At 45.0% G+C, this 22,042-nt stretch carries 23 protein-coding genes; 12 read left to right on the forward strand and 11 right to left on the reverse strand.

Going from position 1 to position 22,042, the window contains the following annotated elements; translation table 11 throughout:
• The first annotated feature begins 29 nt into the window (after positions 1-29).
• Complete coding sequence (locus P0M28_RS14720; RefSeq protein WP_302210693.1) at positions 30-500, forward strand: hypothetical protein; 471 nt, start codon at positions 30-32, stop codon at positions 498-500.
• A 51-nt stretch (positions 501-551) separates the two neighbouring features.
• Here P0M28_RS14720 and P0M28_RS14725 read toward each other — a convergent pair whose 3' ends face one another.
• Complete coding sequence (locus tag P0M28_RS14725) at positions 552-1,760, reverse strand: molybdopterin molybdotransferase MoeA (RefSeq protein WP_302210694.1); 1,209 nt, start codon at positions 1,758-1,760, stop codon at positions 552-554.
• 92 nt (positions 1,761-1,852) lie between these two features.
• The gene (locus tag P0M28_RS14730) at positions 1,853-2,494 is read right to left on the reverse strand and encodes a porin family protein (RefSeq protein ID WP_302210696.1); all 642 of its coding nucleotides are present in this window, start codon (positions 2,492-2,494) and stop codon (positions 1,853-1,855) included.
• A 298-nt stretch (positions 2,495-2,792) separates the two neighbouring features.
• Here P0M28_RS14730 and P0M28_RS14735 point away from each other — a divergent pair, with 298 nt between their 5' ends.
• The 3 genes from P0M28_RS14735 (at position 2,793) to P0M28_RS14745 (ending at position 4,735) form a co-directional block, all read left to right on the forward strand.
• Positions 2,793-3,500 (forward strand): YiaD family glycine zipper/OmpA-like lipoprotein, encoded by a 708-nt coding sequence (locus P0M28_RS14735; protein ID WP_302210698.1) that lies wholly within the window; start codon positions 2,793-2,795, stop codon positions 3,498-3,500.
• Positions 3,501-3,634: 134 nt separating this feature from the next.
• Positions 3,635-4,132: a cyclic pyranopterin monophosphate synthase MoaC gene (gene moaC / locus P0M28_RS14740; RefSeq protein WP_302210699.1), complete on the forward strand. Its 498-nt coding sequence runs from the start codon at positions 3,635-3,637 to the stop codon at positions 4,130-4,132.
• A 210-nt stretch (positions 4,133-4,342) separates the two neighbouring features.
• Positions 4,343-4,735, forward strand: coding sequence for a response regulator (locus tag P0M28_RS14745; protein WP_302210700.1), 393 nt, complete (start codon positions 4,343-4,345; stop codon positions 4,733-4,735).
• Here the strand turns inward: P0M28_RS14745 and P0M28_RS14750 are convergent.
• From P0M28_RS14750 to moaD, 4 genes are all read right to left on the reverse strand, one after another.
• Entirely contained in the window at positions 4,732-5,637 is a 906-nt protein-coding gene (locus tag P0M28_RS14750; RefSeq protein WP_302210701.1) for an aminotransferase class IV, read from the reverse strand. The genes P0M28_RS14745 and P0M28_RS14750 overlap by 4 nt on opposite strands.
• Position 5,638: 1 nt before the next feature.
• Positions 5,639-6,358: a sulfotransferase-like domain-containing protein gene (locus tag P0M28_RS14755; protein WP_302210702.1), complete on the reverse strand. Its 720-nt coding sequence runs from the start codon at positions 6,356-6,358 to the stop codon at positions 5,639-5,641.
• A 6-nt stretch (positions 6,359-6,364) separates the two neighbouring features.
• Positions 6,365-6,796, reverse strand: coding sequence for a molybdenum cofactor biosynthesis protein MoaE (locus tag P0M28_RS14760; protein ID WP_302210704.1), 432 nt, complete (start codon positions 6,794-6,796; stop codon positions 6,365-6,367).
• Between the two features lie 117 nt (positions 6,797-6,913).
• Complete coding sequence (moaD, locus tag P0M28_RS14765) at positions 6,914-7,156, reverse strand: molybdopterin converting factor subunit 1 (protein ID WP_302210706.1); 243 nt, start codon at positions 7,154-7,156, stop codon at positions 6,914-6,916.
• Between the two features lie 139 nt (positions 7,157-7,295).
• Here moaD and moaA point away from each other — a divergent pair, with 139 nt between their 5' ends.
• The 4 genes from moaA (at position 7,296) to P0M28_RS14785 (ending at position 14,174) form a co-directional block, all read left to right on the forward strand.
• Positions 7,296-8,285, forward strand: a complete 990-nt coding sequence (moaA, locus tag P0M28_RS14770) for a GTP 3',8-cyclase MoaA (protein ID WP_302210708.1) — start codon at positions 7,296-7,298, stop codon at positions 8,283-8,285.
• A gap of 55 nt (positions 8,286-8,340) precedes the next feature.
• Positions 8,341-9,714: a porin gene (locus tag P0M28_RS14775; protein ID WP_302210710.1), complete on the forward strand. Its 1,374-nt coding sequence runs from the start codon at positions 8,341-8,343 to the stop codon at positions 9,712-9,714.
• A 250-nt stretch (positions 9,715-9,964) separates the two neighbouring features.
• Positions 9,965-12,340, forward strand: coding sequence for a PKD domain-containing protein (locus P0M28_RS14780; RefSeq protein ID WP_302210712.1), 2,376 nt, complete (start codon positions 9,965-9,967; stop codon positions 12,338-12,340).
• 118 nt (positions 12,341-12,458) lie between these two features.
• Positions 12,459-14,174 carry a hypothetical protein gene (locus P0M28_RS14785; protein WP_302210714.1) on the forward strand — a complete coding sequence of 572 codons (1,716 nt, stop codon included), beginning with the start codon at positions 12,459-12,461 and terminating at the stop codon, positions 14,172-14,174.
• A gap of 2 nt (positions 14,175-14,176) precedes the next feature.
• Here P0M28_RS14785 and P0M28_RS14790 read toward each other — a convergent pair whose 3' ends face one another.
• The 3 genes from P0M28_RS14790 to P0M28_RS14800 all read right to left on the reverse strand — a co-directional run bounded on the left by P0M28_RS14790 (position 14,177) and on the right by P0M28_RS14800 (position 18,810).
• Entirely contained in the window at positions 14,177-16,096 is a 1,920-nt protein-coding gene (locus tag P0M28_RS14790) for a sugar-binding protein (RefSeq protein ID WP_302210716.1), read from the reverse strand.
• Positions 16,097-16,494: 398 nt separating this feature from the next.
• A complete protein-coding gene (locus tag P0M28_RS14795) occupies positions 16,495-17,058 on the reverse strand; it encodes a DUF3109 family protein (protein ID WP_302210717.1) in 564 nt (187 codons plus the stop codon).
• Positions 17,059-17,121: 63 nt separating this feature from the next.
• Positions 17,122-18,810, reverse strand: a complete 1,689-nt coding sequence (locus P0M28_RS14800; protein ID WP_302210718.1) for an N-acyl-D-amino-acid deacylase family protein — start codon at positions 18,808-18,810, stop codon at positions 17,122-17,124.
• Between the two features lie 166 nt (positions 18,811-18,976).
• Here P0M28_RS14800 and tnpA (P0M28_RS14805) point away from each other — a divergent pair, with 166 nt between their 5' ends.
• Genes tnpA (P0M28_RS14805) through tnpC form a run of 4 tightly spaced genes read left to right on the forward strand, consistent with a single transcriptional unit; the run spans position 18,977 to position 21,412 of the window.
• A complete protein-coding gene (tnpA, locus tag P0M28_RS14805) occupies positions 18,977-19,240 on the forward strand; it encodes an IS66 family insertion sequence element accessory protein TnpA (RefSeq protein ID WP_302210720.1) in 264 nt (87 codons plus the stop codon).
• 12 nt (positions 19,241-19,252) lie between these two features.
• The gene (gene tnpA / locus P0M28_RS14810; RefSeq protein WP_302205096.1) at positions 19,253-19,546 is read left to right on the forward strand and encodes an IS66 family insertion sequence element accessory protein TnpA; all 294 of its coding nucleotides are present in this window, start codon (positions 19,253-19,255) and stop codon (positions 19,544-19,546) included.
• Positions 19,547-19,891, forward strand: a complete 345-nt coding sequence (gene tnpB, locus P0M28_RS14815) for an IS66 family insertion sequence element accessory protein TnpB (RefSeq protein WP_302209318.1) — start codon at positions 19,547-19,549, stop codon at positions 19,889-19,891.
• A gap of 39 nt (positions 19,892-19,930) precedes the next feature.
• On the forward strand, positions 19,931-21,412 hold the full coding sequence (gene tnpC, locus P0M28_RS14820; RefSeq protein ID WP_302209317.1) for an IS66 family transposase: 1,482 nt from the start codon (positions 19,931-19,933) through the stop codon (positions 21,410-21,412).
• Here the strand turns inward: tnpC and P0M28_RS14825 are convergent.
• Both P0M28_RS14825 and P0M28_RS14830 read right to left on the reverse strand, forming a co-directional pair.
• A complete protein-coding gene (locus P0M28_RS14825; protein WP_367281917.1) occupies positions 21,392-21,751 on the reverse strand; it encodes a PIN domain-containing protein in 360 nt (119 codons plus the stop codon). The two genes, tnpC and P0M28_RS14825, sit on opposite strands and share 21 nt — an antisense overlap.
• A 32-nt stretch (positions 21,752-21,783) precedes the next feature.
• Complete coding sequence (locus P0M28_RS14830; RefSeq protein ID WP_302210721.1) at positions 21,784-22,026, reverse strand: DUF8507 family protein; 243 nt, start codon at positions 22,024-22,026, stop codon at positions 21,784-21,786.
• Positions 22,027-22,042: the final 16 nt, after the last annotated feature.

A 22,042-nucleotide genomic window follows, 5' to 3' on the forward strand; every position in this document is an offset into this window, starting at 1 on the left:
TACCATCTTCTGCCTAAAAGAAAAAGCTCATGAGAACTATAGTCACTATTTTCGCATTGATCGTAGCATTAAGCGAGCCTTCTCACGCTCAAGAAGAAAGCCCCAAATATTCCAATGATAATGTTTGGAACACGCTGTCTAAGGTGATTTACAGGAGCACGGAAGATGAATTCGGTATGATTAATCTCCCTATTTTTTCCAGCGAAATTGAAGAGATGGAAGGTACTGAGATTACTGTTCCCGGCTATATTATTCCGGCGGGAGGGTTGGATGCCGTATTTGAGCCTGATCATTTCGTTTTATCTTCACTACCGCTGGCAGCCTGTTTTTTCTGTGGTATGGGTGGTCCTGAAACGGTAGTCGAAGTTTATCTAAAGGAACCTATGAAATACACCGACACACCCATCAAGATAAAAGGTACGCTAACACTAAATACCCACGATACTTACCAGCTCATGTACATATTAGAAGATGCTACGCTGGTTGGAGAGGTGAACTAATACTAGCTGAAAATGGATGTGCAAAAGTTCTGTCTATCAATTATCCGACTATCATGTAAAAGGAATGAATGGAAACACCTCGCCCTGCCGGAAGTGAGAGCGGTCAGCAGGAAGTTCTAAAAATCCGTTGCACCGCAGCAAATTAGCAAAGTCACCGGAGCCATGGCCTTCTATCGGTTCAGCTAAAAATTGCCCATCGTTGTTAGTTTGAGCAAGTACGGTAGGAAAATAAATAAGTTCCGGCTCAAATTTTATGTGATTGCTTAACATGGCCCAACGGATAGGCTTTTCCGGTAATCCTAAGCTTTGTTCCAGCCAGGGTACAAAGTAGCGGTGAAAACACATAAACGTAGAAACCGGATTGCCGGGCAGGGCGAACACTGCATTCTGATTATCTTTCATCCCAAACCAAAACGGCTTGCCTGGTCGCTGCTTTACTCTATGGAATAGCTTTTTGACACCCAATGCTTTCAAAGCGTCTGGCACATAGTCGCGCTTCCCGCGAGAAACCCCACCACTTAAAATAATGACTGAGTGCTTTTCCATTATTTCAGCCATTCCGGCAGTCGTCTTTTCCAGAGAATCGGACAGATGATAGAAGCTAGCTGATACCTGATGATTAGCGAGAGCAGCTCGTAGTGCATAATTATTAGATTGCCGAATCTGATAAGGTTCAAGTTGTTGGTCAACATCTACCAGTTCATCACCCGTAGAAACAATTGCTACGTTTGGCGACTGGGTTACTTGAACCTTCGCTCTTCCCACGGAGGCAGCTACCGCAATTTGGGTTGCACCTAAGTAGGTTCCAGCACTTATTAGCCCATCGTTTTGGGAGCGGTCATAGCCTTGAGGGTGTACATTCTTTCCCTTTTCACTAGGGAGCTTTTTTAGCGTAGCGATTGTCTCTCCCGACTCTTTCTGTATATCGATATCTTCGTAGGGAGTCACTGTGTTAGTGCCTTGGGGCAGCACTGAGCCAGTCATAACTTCAAAACCTTGGTTTGGTTGAGACAGAATCTTTTGAGGCTCTCCGGCCAACTGCATACCTTCTATTACTACTGTAGGATTATCGCCTTGAAGCTGATTGAAATCGTACGCAATTCCGTCCATTGTTACACGATGAAAAGGCGGGAAGTCCCGGTCAGCCTGTATAGTTTCTTGTAATATTTTCCCCTGAGCTTCGGCTAGATTAACGGTTTCGGTAGGAAATGAGCAAAGATGGTTGTTAATAATCTGGGTGGCTTCCTGAGAACTTATCATAGGGTTAGGATAAGTCAGCATGTTACGAAAGACCAGGCAAAAAAAAAAGGTGCCGAAAGCACCCTTTGTTTAATAGTCGATAGTTATATCTTTTAATTAGTAAGATTGAAGGTCATGTAAATTTGAGCCAGTGAATTTCTGGCATCACCCAGAATAGCTTCGGCAGCATCTGAATCAGCTACTTGATTAAGACCATAATTATATCGGGTTCCGACAGATATTGCATTGAAGTTTAGCTGAAATCCAGCACTTAGTCCATAATCAATAGTAGAAAAATTGTCGCGGTCTAAGTTAGCACTTTCATCAATTGACCCTTCAGAGGAGATATTAGCGTTAGTCAGATAACTTACGTAGGGTCCAATATGAATCTCGGCTGATTCGCCTAACCGAAAAGTAGCTAATATGGGTACATCAACGTAGTTAAGATTAAAACTATACTCACCTTCCAAGTCAATAAGGTCATCATTGTAAGTAGCACTTGCTCCTTTGGTAGAGTACATTATCTCAGGTTGAATAGCAAAAAATTCGCTGACCGGCAATTGAGTAAATACGCCAATATGAAAGCCAGGACGAAGATTTTCATCCGAAACATTATCGATGTATAGATTACTCACGTTAAACCCACCCTTAATTCCAGTGCGGGCATCTTGAGCCATTAAACTGATGGGAATAACCAACGCGCAAAGCAGTAGGGCAATAAATCCAATAATAATTTTCTTGTATCTCGGTTTCATAAGTTCAAAAAGTTTGTGAAACATATTCGGATACAAAAAGCGAAAAATCCATGCCACATCATCCGCTATCACCCAATAGTGCCTGTAAACGGCATTTTTCCAGTTTTAGCAGTGATTTAACTCTTCCGGGAGTGTGGAAAAAATTACATAGACTGTAGAATTATAAAGTAAATTATTTGTGTACTTTTCCATTTATTTTACAAGTATAGTAAAGGTAAATATGATTTAAGTCTATTTACTTGAGTGGTATCACTTTTGCCTATTAATCAAATATTTAATCAATCCTAATCTAAAGAACATGAAGAATTTAACGTATAAACGACCATACAAACTTACCCAGTGGGTAATTATTATTGGTGTTTTAACAAACATGCAGCTACTGAGTGGTTGCACCTCCATGAATAATACTACCAAAGGAGGAGCCATTGGGGCTGGGGCTGGAGGAGCAGCCGGGGCAATTATCGGTAATGCTTCGGGCAACACGGCGGTAGGAGCCATTATCGGGGCTACAGTAGGGGGAGCAGCCGGGGCGGTTATTGGCCGACAGATGGACAAGCAAGCTGAAGAACTAGAGAAAGATCTAGAGGGAGCAACTGTAGAGCGAGTAGGCGAAGGAATCAAGATTACGTTCGACTCTGGTTTGCTATTTGATATTGACTCAGATCAGCTACGACCCAATACTAAAGAAGATTTATCGGAAATGGCTGAAACTTTAGAAAAATATAATGATACCAATATCTTGATTGAGGGGCATACTGATGCCACAGGTTCTGATGATTATAATCAAGATTTATCAGAAGAGCGAGCCTCTTCGGTAGCTAGTTATCTGCAAACTATTGGAGTAGATAGTGGGCGTCTGATTACCGAAGGGTACGGTGAAGAACAGCCTATTGCTGAGAACGATACTGAAGCCGGACGTCAGCAAAATCGTCGGGTGGAAGTAGCTATTTATGCTAACGATAAAATGGTAAAAGCTGCCGAACGCGGCGACCTTGAGGCAGGATAGTATTGTGCATCTACACGCAAAAAACGTAAAGCTCGGAATACTCCGGGCTTTTTTGTTTTTAGCAGTTTCAGGCAAGACTCTTTACGCTGAAAAAAGTATCTTGAGTAAATTTACATTGCAACCCCTCCCCTGTTATGAAAGAAAACAAGCTCTCTCACGTAGATGATCAGAATAATCCCACAATGGTAGATGTTAGCCAGAAAACTGTGACCCAGCGAACGGCTACCGCCCAAAGTGTGGTGGGGCTGAATAATGCCCTGTGGAAGCAACTTGGCTTAGAGAACGCAGCTAGTACCGATATCTATACTAAGAAAGGTCCAGTATTTCATACCGCAATTATTGCTGGAACTATGGCGGTTAAAAAGACTAGTGACCTTATTCCCTTCTGTCATCCATTGGCTATTGAGAAGTGTAACTTTCGCATTCAGCCCAAAGAAAATTACGAAATACATATTGAATGTACAGTTACCGTAAGCGGTAAAACCGGCGTGGAGATGGAGGCTCTCACCGGAGCCAGTGTAGCGGCTCTCACGGTATACGATATGTGCAAAGCTCTCTCCCCTACAATTATTATTAAAAACACTTGCCTAAAAAGCAAGACTGGCGGGAAAACTGACTTTAGTGCAGATTAAACATAAATTTACTTGCAAACTATCAGAAAACAATCTATCATTGGAGGTGTAGCTTACAATAGATTAAAATACAGCGTAATCCTTTTTCGCTTTTGCTTTCATCTGTAACTAAACTGAGCTTTAGCTACTAATTAGAAAGGTTTTACGTCTAAAAAATAATTCAGCGGTAAATTATTTTCTGCATATATTAACGTAACCACTTACTACCGTATGATGATATGTTGGCTTATTGATGACAACGAGATTGACTTGCTTATTACCCGTAAACTGATGCAAACTTGGGAGCCCTCTCTATCCATTGAGGAATTTACTGATGGAAGAGAAGTCCTTACCCGACTAAATCAGCCTGGAGTAGAACCGCCTCATTTTATTTTTCTGGATTTGTTTATGCCCAAGTTTAGCGGATGGAAATTCTTGGAAGAGTACCAAACAATTGACAACAAGGGAGCTCTTATTTATGTGCTATCTTCTTCAGTGGATCAATTCGATATTGATCGGGTGCGAGGATACCAAGGAGTACAAGGGTATATTTCCAAACCAGTGACAGAGGAGAGTGTAAGACGAGCAATAGCAGCTTACCAGCAGCAACTAATTGAGAATTAGAACGGCAGTGGCTCAATCAACTCTTTATTAAGTTGTCGAAATCTTTCTGCAATTTTAAGTAGAAGTTGATGCTGAGAGTTATTCGCTATCTCCCGACCATCAATTTCTTTTACCGAGGTTAATTCTCCCATGGTACCCGTGGCAAAGACTTCATCAGCGGTGTAAAATTCGGTGAGCGAGAGGTTTTTCTCCTGAGCGGGAATATTTAATTCGTTAGCAATTTCTAGTACCAAGCCTCGAGTAATACCGGGCAAACAAGCATCGGTATGTGGGGTGAATAATTTTCCTTCTTTCACCATAAATAAATTGGTATCGTTTAGCTCCGCCACAAAACCGTAGGCATCTAGCATTACTGCGGCATCTACTCCTGCCACGTTCGCCTGAATCTTAGCCAGAATGTTGTTGAGTAAATTATTATGATGAATTTTAGAATCCAGGTGTTGAGGAGAGTTGCGGGCGATGCTCGATGTGATAACCCGAATTCCCCGGTCATTATCGTATACCGGAGGTTTCCACTCGGCTAAAACAATTAGGCAGCATCCTGCCTGATTGAGTCGGGGATCCATCCCTGAAGTAATTTTCTCCCCTCGGGTTAGGGTGAGCCGAATGTGGGTATCACTCCGCATTTTGTTGGCTTCTAGCGTTTTAAATATTGCTTGCTTGACAAAATCTTTCGTAGGTATTTTTGCAAAACAAAGAGCTTTTGCTGAGTCTATTAATCGTTGTAAATGCCGATCCAGACAAAATATTCCACCTTCGTATACCCGTAACCCTTCCCACACGGCATCGCCTCCTTGTACCGAACTATCAAAAACCGATACTTTAGCCTCGGCTCGTGGATAGAGACGATCGCCGACATAAACGTGAATGTCTTGATTGTGAGGATTAAATTTCTGTAGCATATCAGGCTTGAATAGTGTTTTCGTATAGTTTATTATAAAAGGGAAGGGCTGCTTCGTACAGTTCTTCCAGATGAGTAGGTAAAGGCCTACTGCTGGTTGGCTGACGGGAAAATCCGGTAGATTGATGAATATTGCGATACCAATATTTTGCCCAGATGCCATCTTCCGGCAAAGGTTTGGCTTCCCATGATAGCATTTGTTCTTCAAAGGGAACGTCCAGCTTTTCACACAACTTTCTTAGCACTCCAGGCGGATCTTTCAATAGCTCACCCGAATCTAACACTACGGCAGGGAGCCTCAAATCTCGCAAGAATTGGTAAAGCTTATACTGCTGATAGCAGCCAATATCGTCCATAGTAGGAGTTGGTATTTGCTGGGCAATAGAGCTGATCAGCTGTTTGGGGTTACGAATGAGAAAAAGGTTCGTGAGTTGAATGATGAATTGGTGATCTAACTCCACAAAATGGTGCGCCATATTCTTGATAAATAACACCGAGCGGTCGTAGTCGCTAAATATTACTTTATCTAAAACTTCCTGAGCGTTAGTATCCATACTAGAAAGTATCTGCTCTTTTCCCGGATGATCTACCTCCGGTCTTTGAGTTAGATAGTGACCGTAGAAAGGTTCATCAACCACGCGGGTATCTAATCGCTGAGCGAAGGAATACATTAGCGCGGTAGACAAATTGCGCGGGTTGGAAATTAGGTGAACTCGTTTCATAGCAAATTAGGGATGAGCCGACACCCATACTTCACCATCATCGAAAATTTCTTTTTTCCAGATGGGAACCGTTTGTTTTAGGGTATCAATTGTAAATTTGCAAGCTTCAAAGGCTGCTTGGCGGTGAGGAGTAGCCACGGCAATAATCACCGCAATATCGCCAATGTATAACGTGCCTTTACGATGATGAATCGCGATTTTCTCCACCGGCCACTGCTCACAAGCCCGTTGAGCTAACTTTTCCATTTCCTTTGCCGCCATCGGGTCATAGGCCTCAAAATCTAATCGCTTAACTGTTCGCTGCTGCGTATTATTACGCACCGTGCCGATAAACACATCTACCGCCCCTGCCCCATCCGACTGTACTAAACTTAGTACCTTATCAACCTGAAGTGGATCATCTGTCAGTGAAATTGAAATTTTTTGGCTCAAGTTCATAGGCTCATTTATCGGGAACCGGAATCAGGAAGCTGGCGTCCGGAGTTTATCTTTATAAAGATCATATCTATTCTGCACTATCCAGTTTCCCTTCTCCTTGTTTCCGGTCTCCGTATATCACCCTCCGCTTACCGGAGGAATAAGGGCAACCTCATCGCTTTCGTGTAATGTTTGATCTTCCTGTCCGTATTCATTATTCACGGCTATCATTACCGAATTTAAATCGTGCAGTTTAGGGTAGCTTTTCTTCAAATGCGCTACTAAATCAGGTACGGTAGCCCCTTCGGGCAGTTCGTAACGAAGCTTCTGTTGCCCCACAATATCTTTCGTGATTCCGAAAAGCAAAATATTCAGTTCCATAGTGGGCAAGATAGGTATTTCAGTGGGTAATGGGCAATTAAAATACGAAAGCTGAAATCAGAAAACATATAAAGTGTGAACTCCGGTTTCCGATAAAACCTTTGTATCTTTGTTATCCCCCAAGGTAAAATTGCAGCCAATGCCTTTGTTTGATAATCATGGTCGGCCTATCAACTATCTGCGTCTGGCGGTGACAGATCGCTGTAATCTGCGCTGTTTTTATTGTATGCCCGCTGAAGGCATATCGTACGTGCCTAAAAAAGAGCTATTGTCCTACGAGGAAATGATCCGATTGGTACGCGTTCTGGCTGAAATGGGTATCAATAAAGTTCGGATCACCGGGGGCGAGCCCTTCGTCCGGCGCGATTTAGTCAGTTTCCTCCGAAAGTTGACTGATATTTCCGGAATAGAAGAAGTCCATATTACAACAAATGGTGTACTCACCACCCCCTATGTTGCCGAACTCAAGGCAATGGGAGTAGCCTCAGTGAACCTGAGTTTAGATACCTTTGACCGCCAGCGTTTTCGAGAAATTACCCGGCGCGATGAATTCGACCGGGTACTAAACTGCTTTCACTCCTTACTGGAACATGACATTTCTACCAAAATCAATGCGGTAGTAATGGAAGGAAAGAATACCCAAGATATTATTCCGTTGACTGAGCTTACTCGGCAGTATCCGGTATCGGTACGGTTTATTGAAGAAATGCCCTTTAACGGGGAAGGTAGTCATTATCCGATACTAGTCTGGACACATCGTAAAATTCTGGAGGTACTCAAGCAGCACTACCCAGCCATAGAAAAAATTCCTGATTCGCCCACGTCCACTTCCTACAACTATCAGGTTCCAGGTCACCAAGGCACAGTAGGGATCATCGCAGCGTTCAGCCGCACCTTCTGCGGTACGTGCAATCGTATTCGTCTCACCGCTCAGGGAACACTAAAAACGTGTTTGTACGATCAAGGTGTGCTGGATATTAAACAAATAATTCGCAAGGGAGCTTCGGATAAAACGGTTCGTCAGACATTTGCTCAGGCCTTTCGTAATCGGGCGAAAGATGGTTTTGAAGCTGAGCAGCAGCATCGACAGCACTCAGTAAGTGAATCAATGTCTACTATCGGCGGATGATTTTTGCTAATTGTTTGGTGCAAAGATATTTATATCTTGCGCTAAATTTTAGCATATGATTAGATTTCTACTTATTTTTCTTTCTCTTTACTTATTCCATTTTTGTGTTTTTTCTCAAGGGTCTGATATTTATCGGGGCGGTATCCGTATTCCGGTCGGGCACGATAGTAGCAAGTACATTCGTATTGCCTTGGTGCAACAGTTTTGGCTACGTTCTATTGAAAATAATCCGGGTACGATAGACGCGAGCGGTGATCTGGCAGAACGTTCGTCAGATATTGGTAGTCGCCGGACGCGAGTGACCATGTATTCGCAGATTTCGCCCCGCTTTTTAGTATTTGCTCAGTTTGGTATCAACAACCAGACATTTATTAACGGTGGTGCTCCCGGACAAGGTGCTAAGAAACCCCAGCTCTTTTTTCATGATGCCTGGACCGAGTTTACGGTAGTGCCCGAACGGAATTATTCAACGAACAAAGCCAACTTGTTTTCTCTATCATTAGGAGCAGGCTTACATTTCTGGAATGGTGTTTCCCGCTTGGGATCACCCAGCATCGGCAGTTTTCTAACGTTAGATTTACCAGTGTTTAATTTCGTTAATGTAGAACGTACCGATCAGTTTGGCCGTCAGTACGGGATTTATGCGAAAGGTATGGCCGGACCCATCCATTATCGCTTGCATTTGAATAAGCCGTTTGTCGACCAGCGTTTGGGGGAAATCACTACCGAGCGAGCCAGTAACGTGGCTACGGAAAACTGGTCAGTAGGTGGATACGCTGCTCACCAATTTCTGGAAAAGGAAGGAATACTATCGCCCTTCCGCATAGGTTCTTATCTGGGTACTAAACGCGTATTTAACATCGGGGCGGGATTTTATCACCACCCCAAAGCCAGTGGCACGTTGGGTAACCCTGGTTCTATCACTGATTTTAATCGCCACAACCAGACAGTTTGGGCCGTTGATGCCTTTCTAGATCATCCGCTCGGTGAGCAAGGGATGGCAGTGACCGCTTACTCGGTACTATTCAATTACGATTATGGGCCTAACTACTTTCGCACCGTAGGCATTATGAACCTGGATAGCCGTCCGGCCGACCCGTCAGTTTCTTTAGCCGGATACGGCAATACTGAACCTCTGCTCGGAACAGGGCAAATTTGGATGAGCCAGCTTGGCTTGCTGTTGCCCGCAAATTGGTTAGCCACCTTAGGAAGATTTCAACCTTTTGTGCAGACCGAGTACAAAAACCTGGACTACCTAGATGATACTTTCACTAACCTAGATGCCGGCTTCAACTGGTTTATTGAGGGGCAAGTCGCTAAACTCACACTGCAATATGGTACTCGCCCCATTTTTATTGAACAAAACGATCAGCGTACTCAAACCGACACCAAGGGCCAGTGGACTCTACAGGTACAGATTGCTATTTGAAATAGTACTCAATCCAGCATTTGTTCCTTCCATAACCAACCTCTCGATACTTATCAGGTTTTTACACTAATTTCGTGTAAAATTTTGACGGTAAGTGTCTTATTTTAAAGTAATTTCTTACTTTAGTCAAAATAATGGTGCTCCCAAAGCAGAAGTATTATAACCATGCGCCATTTCCCTGCCACGTGCTAAGTAGTTAATCATTATTTAGGTGTACTCTCTATGGTACCACCTGCAATTTACCTAACTTATGTCGCTTATCTCAATAAAGGCCCTATTGCGGCTCTTCACTATTATTTTCTGGCTCGGAAATAGCCTTGCGTATGCTCAGGGAGTCTTGACTCCTAAGCCAAGACAGCCCTATGTGAAGGGTGAAACGGCGATATTTGGCTATTATGAATATTTACCGCTCGGATATGCCCAAGATAGCACTGCTAATTTCCCTTTATTGGTTTACTTGTCGGGGTTAGAGTCTAGAGGCGATGGAGTAGACAACCTAAATATTATACTGCAAGAGGGCATAGCTAAACAATTAAACCAAGGGACTGATTTGCCTTTCTTAATAATGAGTCCTCAATCGTGGAGTGGTTGGTGGAGAAGCGTCGATCTGGATGACTACATCAAGTTTATTATAAAGAATTACCGAGTAGATACGAACAAGATTTACATCACAGGATTTAGTTCTGGAGGAATAGGAGCTTACGAATATGCCGTAAATTATCCAGAAAATACTACCGCAATAATTCCTATTTCAAGTAGAGGAGATCATCTTGATTTGTGCAATATGAATGGCGTGCCTGTTTGGGCTTTTGCTAATAAAAACGATCAAGTAGTTAATTCTCAATATTCAATAAGCACCGTTAAAACGCTAAATGCGTGTGGTTCAGAGTATAAGGCAAAAATTACGGTATATCCTGAAGGGGGGCATGATGCCTGGACAAAAACGTACGATAGTAGTGGTATGGGTACCGAAAATCCAGCTTACGATGCTTTTGACAGCAATATTTACGATTGGTTGCTCCAGTTTACAAAAGATAAAATAACCGTTGATGCGGGAAAAGACAGAGTGATTTTCCAACCGCAGGCTTCATTGGAAATCGAAGCCTCCGCCACCTCGGGCTACGAGCACCACACTTACTTTTGGAAGAAGGTAGATGGAGCAGAGGTTGAGCTACAAAATTCTACCTCTGCAACCCTGTTTGTAAAAGATATGCCAGAGGGGCGGTACACCTTTACTGTTACAGCAGAAAACGATATTAAGGAAACGGCTACCGATACTGTAAAAGTTTGGGTGAGACCTCCGAATGAAGCTCCCTTCATAAATGCGGTCAGCGACAGAATAGTAGTTCTACCGGTTGATAGAGTTACATTAGTTGGAGCGATAAATGACCCGGAAGGAGATGCGTTTTCTATAAGTTGGAAACAACAGAAAGGTCCGGAAGGTGCAGTATTGCAATTCAGCAGCGTTCAGTCAGATAGTGCTCGAGTAGTAGTGAAAAATCTAAGTGAAGGAGAATATATCCTCGAACTAAGTGCCACTGATGAGTACGATAGCACAGGCGCTCAATCTATAAATCTTACGGTAATATCGAAGTCTTCAGAGGTTATACAAAATATACCGTACAATGACAGCTTTGAAGAAGCTAATGAAATATTTTGGCAAGGTTACGGTACTGATAACTCTTGGGCACAAGGTCAACCAACTGGTAGTGTAATTGATGAAGCTTCGGACGAAAATCAGGTCTGGGCTACAAACCTAACTGGAGAATATCAAGCTGAGGAGTCTTCGTTCTTACTAAGTCCGGTGTTTGATTTTAGTAAATTAGACAATGACCCAACGGTTCGCTATGATGTGTGGGCAGATATTTCTCCCGACGATAGCATCTATTTAAGTGTTACTACCGATCAAGGCATCACCTGGAAGTCATACGATCTTACTGATGAAAATTCTACCAATGGTTGGGTAAGCGTTTCACAAGTTTTAGAAGGAGCCGCTGGTCAAGAGTCGGTGCTACTTAGAGTAGGTATAGAATCTAGTAGTACCGAAGGTTATGAAGGGATTGCGATTGATAACATAGTAATCTGTAGTGCTGGAAGTGTAATTTCACTTGCCGATACAACAGTAGTAGAAGGCGAGTCGCTAGAAATTCCTATTGAACTAGATAACTCAGATATTAGAAGCGCTACTTATGAAGCAACCTCCAACAACCAAGATGTTATATCAAATGAAAATGTATCTGTCTCAGAGGGTATTTTGAAAATTACATCACTACCACAGACCGAAGGAAGCACAGAAATTACGATATCATCCCCGAATGCTTGTCTCGGTGAGACCTCCTTTAAATTGACTGTGGCTCGAGTTACAGCATTAGATAATCCTAAACAAGAAACACGAGTATTGCTTTATCCGAACCCGAGCACAGGTTACTATCAAGTGAAAAGCAAAGAGACGATAAGAGAAGTGCGAGTATACAATCTGGAAGGGCAATTACTAGAGAAGTATTTAGCGACAGCTTCGCTTAGTAAAGAACTTTCGTTTAATATTTACGGTCGATCCAACGGTATTTATTATCTCCAGGTAGAAACAGCGGAAAGTGTTCTCACTCAAAAGATAATTAAGTATTAGGCTTAATTAGCAAGGTGTTTTTTTGTTTTTGTAGTAATCAATGACTTGCGAAGCGGTCAGGCTTTGTCTATTTTGAAGATTGTTTCCCCACTACATGCTACAATAACCTGCGTCGCTAATGAAAAGAAGATCGTTTCTATGCCATTTAGGAGCCACTGCTAGTTCACTTCCCTTTTTACCATATCCTGCTCTTACGCTCGCTCATCCACCTTATGAAGAGATAGCCTTACTACTAAAAGCATTCTCTAATGGAAATGATGTAAGTATAAAAAGCTTGCTTGAGCGACAGGAAAAAGATACCAAACATCCGGAGTACGGAGGAATCGTTAATGGCTACGGAATTCATAATCCACAGAATACTAGCAGCTTTCTTCAGCGGCTGAGCGGTGGGCTAGTATCCGAATATTCAGAATTTTATCAAGATGAATCCTTACTCGAACCAATGCTTCGGGCCAGCGAATATTTACTGCAAGCGCAGCACCCCGATGGTACTATTGATCTGCACACCACCAACTTTCACTCTACGCCCGATCTGGCATTTTCGGTAGAACCCGCTAGTTTAGCCTACACATTGCTCCATACCTACGTCCCTTCATCTACTCAAGCTATTCAAGATAATTTACAGACGTACCTAGAAAGTGCCGGACAAGCGCTTAGTATCGGGGGTATCCACACTCCTAACCATCGCTGGGTAGTCTGTATGGCATTGGCTCGAGTTCATCATTTATTTCCCGACCCAGCTTATGAAGCCCGGATTAACGAATGGCTCCGGGAGAAAATTGATATTGATGAAGATGGGCAGTATACCGAGCAAAGCACGCTGGTCTACAGTCCCATTGTTAATCGTTCATTGATTACTATAGCTCGTCTTGCGAATAAGCCAGAATTACTTGATCCGGTGCGAAGAAATCTGGAGATGAGCTTATATTACATTCACGCGAATGGCGAGGGCGTAACCGAAGGCTCGGGGCGACAAGATAAATACCAGAAAGGGACATTGCATCGCTACTACTATTCTTACCGTTACCTCGCACTGCACGATCGGAACCCTCGTTTTGCGGCGATGGCTCAGTTTCTAGAAAATCAGGATATTAACCTACTGAATTATAATTTAGCGTATCTGCTGGAAGATACTGATCTAAAAAGTCCACTGCCTTCAGCCTCTTCACTTCCAACTAACTACACCAAAATATTTACCGGATCAGATTTGGTACGGATTCGGCGGGGCGAACGGGATGCGACCATTTTGGCGAAGAACCCCGTATTCTTTACCTTTTTCAATGGCGAAGCTGCTCTGGAAGGAATACGATTGGCCTCAGCCTTCTTCGGAAAAGGGCAATTTGAAGGAGAGTCGCTGGAGCAAGATGGTGATAAATTTGTCGTTCGTCAGTGGCTGGAAGGCCCCTACTATCAGCCGTTCGCTAAAGAAGAACTAAAAACTACTGATGGTGACTGGGAAAAGCTCCCTCGCGACGAACGTCCGCAAAGCGAAATCCAGAAATTACTCACCGAAGTACGCATTCGCGAAACGGAAAAAGGTTTTCAGATAGATGTGAGCGTACTAGGGACTGATCGGGTACCTGTAGCTCTGGAATTAGCCTTTCGCTCCGGTGGAACATTAGAAAAAGCACAGCCAGTAGAAAACATCCCGGAAGCTTACTTACTGACAGAAGGCTTTGGTACGTTTCAAAGCGGAAAGCAAAAAATACGTTTTGGCCCCGGGCGAGCCGAACATCAGTGGACGCAGCTTCGGGGAGCGTTGGATAAATTAGATGCTCAGAGTGTGTATCTCACTGGTTTTACTCCCTTTGAGCATCAGCTTACAATAGAATAAAACTATTGATCCTCTTCTTCGCTCGTAGCGGCTACATCCACTGATTTACGGAAGGTACCGGAACCTACGTAGTTTTCCTTGCCTCGCCAGTCAGGTTTCCAAAATAGCGTGGTTTGATGCTGACCGTCGTTATCAAAATCGCGCACTCCAACATTCACCCGAAGGCTTTCCCAGTTGCCACTTTGTAATTCATTCAGATAAGAAACAGGAACCGTGAACTCTGCTACGTATCCTTCATCAGTTCGCTTAGCAGTAGCTTGAGTACCTTCTGGCAGACGGTCGGCAAGAAATAGCTTACTGCTATCAGCTTCTTCCAACGGACTAATGCCCAGATACAGCACTTCGCGGAATATTTGCTCACCCGTTTCCAGAGCACTAATATTTTCTGAGCGGGCGTCAATCAATAGGCTGATTCCGTCCTGATCAAAAGGGTTTTTGCCCGGAGTCGTCTCTAGCTGATCGTCGGTTACTGCTGCTGCCACGTACAGATACTCATCATCGTAAGTGACGTCAAATTGAAATGAGGCATCACCTTCGCCTTGGTGGGAAAACGGGTCACTATCTACGTAGCCATTTTCACCAACTGAATAGGTAAACTCTGACCATTCATCCAGCGAGCCATCGAGCTGAACTACTGACTCGGTAGGTGAGATTACCGCCACTTTTTCGGGACGAAGACGGTAGGTAGACTCAAAGGACACCTCTGGCATATCTTCACTCTGGTAAGCAATAGTACTGTTCAAGACCAAAGGTGAAATACTATCCAGCGCAACTGGTTCGGTAGCTTGCAAGCCTAGTTTAACTACCTCCACTGAATTAGGGCTAATTTCACGGGAGAGTGCACCGAAGCTAGTAATCAATTTAGGATTTGCTTGTACCGTCAAGTCAATCTGCATTGGCACATCACTATTGTTGGTCAGCTTAAGTTCGGTTTCGTAAGCTTCAAACGTATTATCCTGTACTAGCAACGGCTCTATGCTAATAGCTTGCGATTGCAACAGAGGTTGCATTAGTTGGGCGGTTTCTTCGGTAAATACCTCATCGCTCCAGATGCCATCCAGGGCTAAGTTGGCAATAATTGGCCCTTCGTTGGTCATGGTAATCCAGGCTACGTGGTCAAACTCACCCAATTCAGGGCCTCGCAGCGGGCTACCTCCCCCAGTAGTTGCCAAGATGTAGTAATTGCCATTGTTGCGTTCGTACTTTACGTAGCGGTGCCGGTGACCAACAAATACTGAATGCTCCCGGTCAGCCAGCAGAGTTTCTACATCCGCCCAGCGTTTAGGGTCTTCTTCTTGATCCCACAGCGGCTGGTGCATAAATACCAGTGTCCACTTTACATCGGCATTTTCTTCCAAGGTTTGTTTGATGTATTCGTATTGCTCATCGTCAATGGTTCCTCGCCCCGCCCCTCGGGCATTATCTTCGCTATTCAGGCACAGAAAGAGCACGTCGTTGTACTGAAAGTGATAGTAATCTTTACCAAAGCGTTCTTGCCATTCTTCAGCCAACACTTCGTTGGTATAGTCGTGGTTGCCGGGTACGTAGAAGAAAGGAACAGTCAACTCATCAATAAATCCGTTGAATTCCGTCCACTGTCGATCAATTTCTGCTTTATCGGTAGTATAGCCTTCAATCAGGTCACCTACGCTCATGACAAACTCAGGCTGAAGCAGGTTCAGCTTACGAACCCCATCCAGAAATATACCCGGTCGGTGCCCTCCGGTTCGGTCGCTCACAATAGCAAACTGAAAGTTTTTCGCGCCATTGTTTACCTCCAAACTGGTGAAAGGTTTAGCCCCCTCAATAGATTCTATAACAATCTTGGGCGAGTTATTCTCTTGGGCTTGGGCGATGGATAAAGCTACAACCCAGAAAAGAACAGTCAGGTAGGTAAATGTTCGCATAGTATAGGTTTTCATGAAAGGTAGGGAGATATTATCAGAGCTAGGTTACCTGAGTGTTAAGTTTTTGACCGGGATGAATAGAACGAAATCAGATGGTCAGGATTAACTTAGGAACGATAACACAATAAAGTACCTATTTGTACTTGTTCTTTCGGCGCGGTACTTCGTCACGAAAAGCCTCTCATAGCTCGGCTATGCTCGGTTTCCGTTCCTCGTCCCGCACCAAAATCCCGGCGTTTAACTTAGATACTTTATTATCTCATCGTTCCTTATAGAAAGGCTTAATTAAGAAAATGACGAAAATATTAAATAAGCAGCTCACTTGTTAAAGCGTATTTACTATGTACTAATTTTCATCAATACCGTACCTATTAAAAACTTACACTTTTGTGGAAAATGTAGGGGGAATACTATTATCCCCGCTCAATCTTATCTACCAGTTCATCGTACCAGTCTTCGCCGTATTTGCGGATGAGGGGTTCTTTCAGGAAACGGTAGAGCGGAACGCCTAGTTCTCGGCCTAGATCGCAGGCGGGGTGACAGATGTGCCAGCGGTGGTAATTAACCGCGTCATAATTATCGTAGGTATCAATCCGGAGGGGGTAGAGGTGACAAGAAATAGGCTTGTGGAATGAAGTTTTCCCGGCCTGATAGGCTTGTTCAATCCCGCACTTGAGCGTGCCCTTTTTGTCGCGGATAGCGTACACGCACTCGCGACCGTTGATGATTGGCGTTACGTAGTCGTTATCGCGGTCGGTAGTGTATTTCCCCTGCTTTTCTATTTGGCGAATTCCTTCTTTGGTGAGAAAAGGTTTTACGTCATCGTAGATTTTATCCAGTATCGCCAGTTCCTCTTTCTCTAGGGGTGCGCCCGCATCGCCCTCCACGCAGCAAGCTCCCTGGCATTTCTTTAGATTGCACACGAAGAATTGCTCCTTCACATCATCGCTTAGCACGGCATCTCCAACAATAATCATAATCTCGTATTCTGCTTGACTTTAGAACAGGCTAAATAAATGAATAATTCAGCGTAAACCTGCTTAGATAGCCTCTTTTTCTTGGTACCCCGGCCCCTTCACAAACATACCGGGAGTGGCTCCGGTATGTTCGCTATTCTTGAGTACCGGAGTACCGTTTACGATGGCGTGTACCATCCCTTCGGAGTACTGATGGGGTTCTTCAAAAGTGGCTTTGTCCTGGATGGTAGCTGGATTGAAGATAACAACATCGGCGTAGAAGCCGGGAGCTAGTTTTCCCCGTTCCTGAATGTTAAGTTTCTGAGCAGATAACCCGGTGAGCCGATGGATGGCTTCTTCTAGCGAGATCACCTGTTCTTCGCGAACGTATTTGCCTAGCAGTCGGGCGAAGTTGCCGTAGGTTCGGGGATGAGTGCTGCTTTCCAGATTCTTGCCTTCGGCAGCAATAGAGCGGGCATCGGAACCGAAGGTCATGTAGGGCAGTTTAATCTGCTTTTTCACATTGTCTTCGTTCATCAGGAAGTAGACGGTGCCAATGTCGCCTTCGTTTTGCACCACCAGATCGATGATCGTTTCGGCGGGGGACATGCCACGTTTCTTGGCAATCTCAGCTACGGTTTGCCCAACATACTGCTTGAGTGAATTCTGATCAAACTCTACTAGTAAGATGTTATCAGCATCTCCGGCCAGTTGCAAAAAGTTCTCCCATTCGTTGGTATCCGATTCCATCTCAGCAATTACCTGCTGGCGGATGGTCGGTTCTTGCAGTCGTTCTACCCAGGCCTGGGTGCCGCCTTCCTGCACCCAGGGTGGCATGGTGGCGTCTAGTCCGGTAGAGGCGGCTACGTAGTTGTACATATTAGTGCTGATGCCCATTCCGGCCTGGCGGGCTGAATCAATCTTAGCCAATACCCGATCCAGCTTAGGCCAGTTGCGCTCTCCGGCAGCCTTGAGGTGGTAGATTTCGGCGGCGATGTCAGCTTCCTGAGCGATAGTGAATAATTCGTTTACAGCTTGCTCAAAATTATCGCCCTCGCTACGCAGGTGCGAGATGTATTTGCCGTCGTACTCGGCAGCTACTTTCGCCAGGGCAATCAATTCCTCAGTGCTGGCGTAGAAAGCTGGGGCGTAAATAAGGGATGATCCTAAACCCAGTGCTCCTTCTTCCATTGCCTGACGTACTAACTCCTGCATCCGCGTCAATTCGGTTTCATTTGGTGCCCGGTCTTCGTAGCCTAATTCGTGCACCCGAATGGTGGTCGCCCCTACGAAGGAAGCTACGTTGGTAGCCACTCCCTGATCGACCAGATGTTGTAGCCCTTCGCCGAAGGTAGTCCAGGCGATGGTATCCCCGTCTTCCAAAGCTCGCTCCTTAGCCGCCTCACTGACCGGGCCGAGCGATGAGCCTTCGCCGAATACTTCCAGCGTAACGCCCTGTTTGATGCCGCTCATAGACCGACCGTCTTCCAGCAGCGGATACGCCGCCCAACTGAGCATATTGATGAAGCCGGGGGCTACCGCCAGCCCACTGGCATCAATTACCGTTGCCGCTTCGGCTTGGGATAGGTCACCAACGGTATCAATCCGCCGACCGATGATACCAATATCAGCTACCTGTGGGGCATTGCCCGTTCCGTCATAGACAGTGCCGTTTTGAATGATAATGTCGTACTGGGCAGGTGGATTGGTGCAACTAGCTAGATAAAGACCAATTAGACAAAGTACTATCCAACGAATTGAGTTATAAAGCATAAAAAGGTTAGTTTGCTGCTGAGGAGAGCTAAAGTAATTCTTTTTAGCTTTTTTCTAGGATAGATTTAAATTCATCAGCCGAAACTACGTCCACTTTAGGGTATCCCTACGGTGAAGTAGCCTTGATTTAACGCTAGCTCGTCTGCTACCTTTGGAAAAAAAGGTTATGGCACATTTTCGTACTGAAGAAGACATGTTTCCGCTCGTTGCCCAATGGCAAGAGAGCGGTGAAACGCAGAAGGCCTTCTGTATTCAACGTAGCATTCCGGTTTCTGTTTTTGCTTACTGGCTACGTCGCTATCGCGATCAGCAAGGTGGTTCCGGTGATCAAGTCCCAGGCTTTGTTCCAATCCGTACTGCTGTGTCGGATTCAGTGTATCCCTACGGTGAAACGGACTTGATAAACAGCCGAGTGCGCCATTATCTTTGAAGAAAAAAGGTTATGGCACATTTTCGTACTGAGCAAAAGATGTTTCCTGTAGTGGAAGCTTGGCAGAGCAGTGGACAAACGCAAAAAGCGTTCTGCGCTGCGCATAATATTTCCGTTTCGGTGTTGGCCTACTGGCTACGGCGTTACCGCGATCACCACGTTGATGAGAGCGATGAGTCCGTTGGTTTTGTTCCCGTCCGTATGGATGTATCCGGTCCGGCAGCCCTGGAAGTGAGTTTACCTTCGGGGGCGGTGTTGCGTTTTGCACAAGTAGTACCGGTGGGGTATCTGAAAGCGTTACTGTAGATGTTGATGAGCTTAGCCAAGCGAATATTCTTGTATTCGCACAGCGTGGACATGCGCAAAGGGTTTGATGGGCTATCGGGCATCGTATCTCAACAGATGGGTGCGGATGTACTGTCGGGGGATGCCTACGTGTTTGTGGGTCGCCGGAAAGACCGCTTGAAGCTGTTGATCTGGGAGTCATCGGGTTTTGTGCTGTATTACAAACGATTAGAAGCCGGAACGTTTCGTTTGCCGGCTGGCAAGCAGGCGGCAGTAGCCTTATCTTCAGCCGAACTGTGGGCACTATTAGAAGGCTTGGATGTAGAAGTAAAACAGCGGCGCAAACGTTACAAATTATCGGCTTAAGTGTTTGGATTTTCAGTGCGTGCACTTAAGTTTGTCCCAATGGATGCTGCTTTACGGGCTGAGAACCAAGCTTTGCGTGAACAGAACGAAGTGTTACGCCAAGAGTTGGCCGAACTGAAGCGGCTGGTTTTCGGTAGCGAACGCTTCATAGGGTCATCTGGGGAAGGGCAACTCAGTTTACTAGCCGAGGAACCAGATATAAAAAGAGCAACCCCTGAAAAACAGACCTACTCACAAAAAGTCCCTAAATCAACTACGGTTACGCCCCCATCGCGGAAACTGCTACCGGCTCACCTGCCCCGTGTAGAAGTCGTACTAGAACCCGAAGAAGACACGTCCAATATGAAGAAAATCGGAGAACAAGTGAGCGAGGAACTAGATTATGAACCAGCTAAACTGTTTGTGCGACGTTACGTCCGACCTCGTTACGTGAGTAATGAGGAAACGTTTCATATGACTGCTTTACCCAACCGCCCGATTGATAAGGGCATACCGGGCTCGGGGCTACTGGCGCAAATCCTGATGGATAAGTTCGTGGATCATCTTCCCGTCTATCGGCAGGTACAGCGCTACGAGCGGTTAGGCATCAAGCTCTCAGAAAGCACACTAGGTGGCTGGTTGAGTAGTACCTGCCAGCTACTTACCCCCCTCTATGATGCCTTGCGCCAGTGTGTGCTCAGCCAGACGTACTTACAAGCGGACGAGACGCCAATTCCAGTATTGGACAAGAAAAAGAAAGGGAAAACCCACCGGGGGTATCAATGGGCGTATCATAGTGTGAAAGACCGGCTGGTCTTCTTTGATTATCAGCCCGGACGAGGCAGGGAAGGGCCTAAAGAATGCTTGAAAAACTTTCAAGGCTATTTGCAAACCGATGGTTATGAAGCCTATGAGTGGTTGAATGCCCAGCGCGATGATATTACCCTGCTGCACTGTATGGCCCATGCCCGACGGTATTTTGAAAAAGCCCTGGACAGCGATGCCGAACGGGCGGGACATGCCCTATCCCAAATACAGAAGCTCTATGCCGTAGAACGTCATGCCCGGCAAGCCGACTTGTCCGACCAGCAACGCTATGTACTACGCCAACAGCAGGCTGTACCTGTACTGGAAGAGTTACACGCCTGGCTACTGGAACAAGCAACCAGTGTATTGCCTAAAAGCCTGATCGGTAAAGCCGCCACCTACTCGCTGCGTCGTATCAAAACCTTATCGTTATATACCAGCGATGGGCGGTTGGAGATCGATAATAACCTCATAGAAAACACTATCCGCCCCATTGCTTTGGGCCGGAAAAACTACCTGTTCGCCGGTAGCCATGCGGCCGCTCAACGTATCGCGGTATTCTATAGTCTGTTGGGTAGTTGTAAGCTTCACAACATCGAACCCTATAGCTATCTGAAAGATATTCTGGAACGGTTGCCTGATCATCCTATCAGTCAGATAGACGAACTGCTACCCCACCGATGGAAACCCCGGCTAACCAAGCAAGAAGAGAGGCTAAGCACCATCGCTGTCTAGTTCACCGTAGGGATACACTTTAGGGAAATCTATTCTCTTTAAAATATCAAAATGCTTATCGTGGCTTACGATGAACCTGGCATTAGCTGCAAGAGCACAATCGACGAATTTATTATCGTCGGCATCTTTTATCAGGTTCCATTTGTAGTAAGTTTCTATTCGCAATGTAGTAGGAAGATTGACAATTACCCTCAGCGTGGCATCAGCTAGTTCGGCTCCCATATGCCGCTCAATAATCTCCGTGTATTCGTTGAGAATATCAGTAGTGACACATAGCTGAAAAGTTCTACTTAAAAGGTCCGCAACACCCAGTGAAGGTGCTACTTCCGGGATATACAGGTGAGCAGCAGATTGGTATCAATAACTAACCCTCATTTATTCTGAGAATCATAGGGCGTTCTCACTCGAGTATTGGCTAACTTTTTACTGTCTTTTTCGGTCCAGCCCTTTTCTTCCCATGCTTTATCGGCTACATCCATTGCTTTCTCGGCAAAGTATTGGGCAATAAGATTCTTGATGTTCTCTAAATCTTGGTCAGAAATATCTTGGGTATAGAGGTTTAGCAACTCTAGCTGTATGTTACTTAATGATGGATGTATATCTGCTTTTCCCATAGCTTCAGAAGGGTTA

It is taken from the genome of Tunicatimonas pelagia, from assembly GCF_030506325.1.
Lineage (GTDB): Bacteria > Bacteroidota > Bacteroidia > Cytophagales > Cyclobacteriaceae > Tunicatimonas > Tunicatimonas pelagia.